Origin of the sequence: Mycobacterium sp. (genome assembly GCF_049673265.1) — a bacterium.
In the GTDB taxonomy this organism is placed as follows: Bacteria; Actinomycetota; Actinomycetes; order Mycobacteriales; family Mycobacteriaceae; genus Mycobacterium.
The window spans coordinates 1-4,548 of record NZ_JBATXN010000212.1 but is presented as its reverse complement, the minus strand read 5'-3'; the positions used below and the strand labels follow the sequence as shown (position 1 = coordinate 4,548).

The following is a 4,548-nucleotide window of genomic DNA, read 5'->3' as shown; positions in this document are numbered from 1 at the left end:
CGTATCGTCAACGGGCACATCAGAATCCACCAACACGATCCGGCCGGGATGCTCCGTCTGCGCCGAACGCACCAAGCCCCACACCGCCGCACCCGCCAGATCGGTGACGTCCTCGCCCGGTAATGCGACTGCACCGCGGGTCGCCACCACCAGCATTCCTGAGTCATGCTCGGCCAACCAGGATTGCAGCGCGGCCAGCACTTCGTGGGTGCGCCGATAGGTCGCGGCCAGCGGATCTTCCTCGGCAGCCACGGATTCGAAGACATCATGCGACGGCGTCTCGGTCTGCGTCGCCGTCGACGCGGGCGCCCAGATCACTTCGAAGATCCGGTCGGGTCCCGAGCCGGACACCGCCGCCATCAACTGTTGCTGCGTCACCGGACGGGCCACCATCGATGCCACCGACAACACCGGCAACCCCAGCCCGTCGGCCAACTCCACCGACACCGACGACGGACCCGACGGCGCGATCCGTGCCCGCACCGCCGCCGCCCCCGCCGCATGCAACGACACGCCTTGCCAGGAGAACGGCACCAGCACACCGTCGTTGCCGCGGTCGTCCTTGTCGGTGGCCACGATCACCGCGTGCAAAGCCGCGTCCAATACCGCCGGGTGCACACCGAATCCTGCCGGTGATACGCCGGCATCGGCGGGCAAGCTGACGTCGGCGAACACCTCGTCGCCGCGACGCCACATCGCGGTCAGCCCCTGGAACGCCGGGCCGTATCCGTATCCGCGTGCCGCCAACCGGTGGTAGAGGCCGTCGATGTCGACCGGCTTCGCGCCCACCGGTGGCCAGACCGACATATCGGTGCCCGGTCCAGCTGGGTCTATTGTGCCGGGCCGGACCATACCTTCGGCATGCAGCGTCCAGCCCGAATGTTCGTCGTGGCGGGAAAACACCGACACCGACCGGCCGCCTTCTTCGTCGGCGCCGCCGACCACGACTTGCACGGCTACCGAGCCGGTCGCCGGGATCACTAACGGCGCGGCCAACATCAGTTCGTCAACGACCGGGCAGCCGACTTCGTCGCCGGCACGGATAGCCAGCTCAACGAAGCCAGCACCCGGGAAAACCACCACGCCACCGACGGCGTGATCGGCAAGCCAGGCTTGTGACGCCGCGGAAAGCCGACCAGTCAGCACCACACCGCCCGAGCTCGGCAGCTCCACCACCGCACCCAACAGCGCGTGCTCGCTGGCCGTCAAGCCCAGGCCGGCAGCGTCGCCAGCAGCGCCATCGCCGGAAAGCCAGAAGCGCCGCCGCTCAAAGGCATACGTCGGCAACTCCACGAGTCCAGCCCCGGGCAACGCCGCGCGCCAGTCCACCCCGACACCCGAGACAAAGGCCTGGGCCAGCCCCGTCATCAGGCTGGCTGGTTCGGGGCGGTCTTTGCGCAGCACCGGGACCGACACGATGTCGGCGTCAGCGAGCGATTCTTCGATAGATGCGGTCAGTCCGCCGCCCGGGCCAACCTCGAGGAATCGACTGGCCCCAGCCGAATTCGCAAACCGGATGCTGTCGGCGAACCGTACCGCCGACCGGATGTGCCGGGTCCAGTAGTCGGCCGACCCGAAGTCGTCGCCCGCCAATTGTCCGGTCACGTTCGAAATGACCGGGATGCTCGGCGCGTTGACCGCGAGCCCCTTGGCCGCCGCTTTGAACTCGGCGATCATCGGCTCCATCAACGGAGAGTGGAAAGCGTGTGAAACGGCAAGCTTGTGGACGCGGCGGCCCTGTTCGCGCAGCCGGTCGGCGATAGCGGTCACCGCATCCTCGTCACCGGAAACCACGACAGAAGACGGGCCGTTCACGGCCGCAATACTGACGCCGTCGGTCAGCAGCGGTCGCACCTCGTCTTCTCCTGCCTGCACGGCCATCATCGCGCCGCCGTCGGGCAGCGCCTGCATGAACCGGCCGCGCGCCACCACCAGCACGGCGGCATTCTCCAGCGACAAAGCGCCGGCGACGTGGGCAGCGGTCAATTCGCCTACGGAGTGGCCCATCAGGAAATCGGGCCGCATACCCCAGGATTCCAGTAACCGGTACAGCGCGACTTCGACCGCAAACAATGCGGGCTGTGCGAATTCAGTTGTATTGAGCAGGTTTTCGTCGTGTCCCCAAATGACTTCGCGCAACGGCCGCAGCAAATGCCGGTCCAGCTCGCCCACGACGGTGTTAAAGGCTTCGGTGAAAACCGGATAGGCGGCATGCAATCCCATGCCCATCCCGAGCCATTGGGCGCCTTGCCCGGGGAAGACGAACACGGTCTTGCCGGGCGCGGCGGCATGCCCCTGGATTACCGCGGCGCCCGGCAGTCCGTCCGCCAGTTCAGCCAAACTGCTCAACAGCTCCTGGCGGTCAGCACCGAGTACCACGGCCCGGTGCTCGAACGTCGAGCGGCCCGCCAGCGACCAACTCACATCAACGGCATCCAACTGCTCACGCGCGCCGAGGAATTCACTCAATCGCGTGGCCTGCTTGCTCAGCGACGCTGCACTCTTGGCCGAAATGACCCACGGCACGATCGGCGGTTCGGCCGCCGGCTCAACCGCCTCAACAGCCTCCACCGCCGGAGCCGCTTCGATGATCACGTGGGCATTGGTGCCGCTGATGCCGAATGACGACACCCCGGCGCGGCGCAGGTGGGCATCGGCCGGCCAGGGCTGAGCTTCGGTCAATAACGACACTGCCCCCGCCGACCAATCCACATGTGGGCTTGGCTCATCGACATGCAACGTCGCCGGCAACAGCTCGTGTCGCATCGCCTGCACCATCTTGATCACACCGGCCACCCCCGCCGCGGCCTGCGTGTGACCCATGTTCGACTTGATCGACCCCAACCACAGGGGCTGCGAGCGGTTTTGCCCGTAGGTAGCCAGCAGCGCCTGAGCTTCGATCGGGTCGCCCAACGTGGTGCCGGTGCCGTGGCCCTCCACCACATCCACATCGGCCGCGCTCAGTCCCGCGTTGGCAAGCGCTGCCCGGACCACCCGCTGCTGGGAGGGCCCATTGGGCGCGGTCAACCCATTGGAGGCGCCATCCTGATTCACCGCTGAGCCGCGCACCACCGCCAACACCGGATGACCCAACCGCTGGGCATCCGAGAGTCGTTCCACCACCAGCATTCCCCCGCCTTCGGAGAATCCGGTGCCATCGGCGGCCCCGGCGTATGCCTTGCACCGCCCATCCACGGACACCCCGCGCATGCGACTGAACTCGACAAAGATGTCGGGCGTCGCGTTGACGGTGACGCCGCCGGCCAGCGCCAGGTCGCATTCCCCCGACCTCAGCGACTGCACCGCCATGTGCAGCGCCACCAACGACGACGAACACGCGGTGTCCACCGACACCGCCGGGCCCTCCAGCCCCAGCGCATACGACACCCGGCCCGAGGCCACACTCGAGGATTGCCCGGTCAGCCTGAAGCCCTCAGGCGTTGCGGCGGAACCCAGACCGTAGCCCTGGGTATAGACGCCGGCGAACACACCGGTGGCGCTGCCCCGAAGCCCGACGGGCTCAATTCCGGCTCGCTCCAAAGCTTCCCAGGACAGTTCGAGGAACAGTCGCTGCTGGGGATCCATCGCCAGCGCCTCGGTCGGCGTTATACCGAAGAATGCGGGGTCGAAATCGGCCACACCGTCGACGAATCCACCTGTGCGCGTGTAACTCGCGCCCACGACGTCGGGGTCGGGGTTGTACAGACCAGGCAGGTCCCAGCCCCGGTCGTTCGGAAATTCGGTGAGCACGTCACGGCCCTCGACCAGCATGTCCCACAGCGCTGCGGGGGAATCGACCCCACCCGGGTAGCGGCACGACATGCCGACGATCACAATCGTGTCGTTGCCGGAAGCGCGGACTGCGGATGTCTGTGTCTGCTTGACTTCCTGCGGGACACCAGCTAGTTCGGCGCGCATATAGCTGGCCAGGCCGCTCGGTGTCGGGTAGTCGAAGATCAGGGTCGGTGAGAGCGCCAGCCCGGTGGCAGCTTTGAGTCGGTTACGCATCTCGACCGCGGTCAGCGAGTCAAAGCCCAGCTCCTGGAACGCCTTATCGGCGTCGATGGCCTCCGGTGTCGTATTGCCCAGCACCGTGGCGATATGCGAACGCACCAAATCAAGCAGAACCGCATGCTGCTCGGCCTCGGCCAGCCCATAGATGCGGTGCGCCAGTGCGGATTTCGACTTGCTAGCTGCCAGCGAGTCGTCGACCCGTCGGCGGGTCGGCGCGTTGATCAGGTCGACAAACATCGGCGGCACCACCGCCGCATTGGCGCGTAGCGCGGTGGCGTCGATGCGGGCGGGCAGCAGGAACGGCTCGTCGACCACCATCGCGGTGTCGAACAGCTGCAACGCCTCCGGTGTCGAAAGCGCCAAGACACCGGTGCGGCCCAGCCGGGCTCGGCCCGAGTCGTCGAGGCCGCCGGTCATGTCGCTGGCTTGGTCCCACAGACCCCAGCCCAGCGAGATCGCCGGCAAACCATGAGCACGCCGATGCACCGCCAACCCATCGAGGAACGAGTTCGCCGCCGCATAGTTGGCCTGCCC

The 4,548-nt window shown here is 67.0% G+C and carries 1 protein-coding gene; it reads right to left on the bottom strand.

The window, feature by feature from the left end:
• On the bottom strand, positions 1-4,548 hold a 4,548-nt coding region (locus WBF82_RS07505), incomplete at both ends, for a beta-ketoacyl synthase N-terminal-like domain-containing protein (protein ID WP_424382427.1).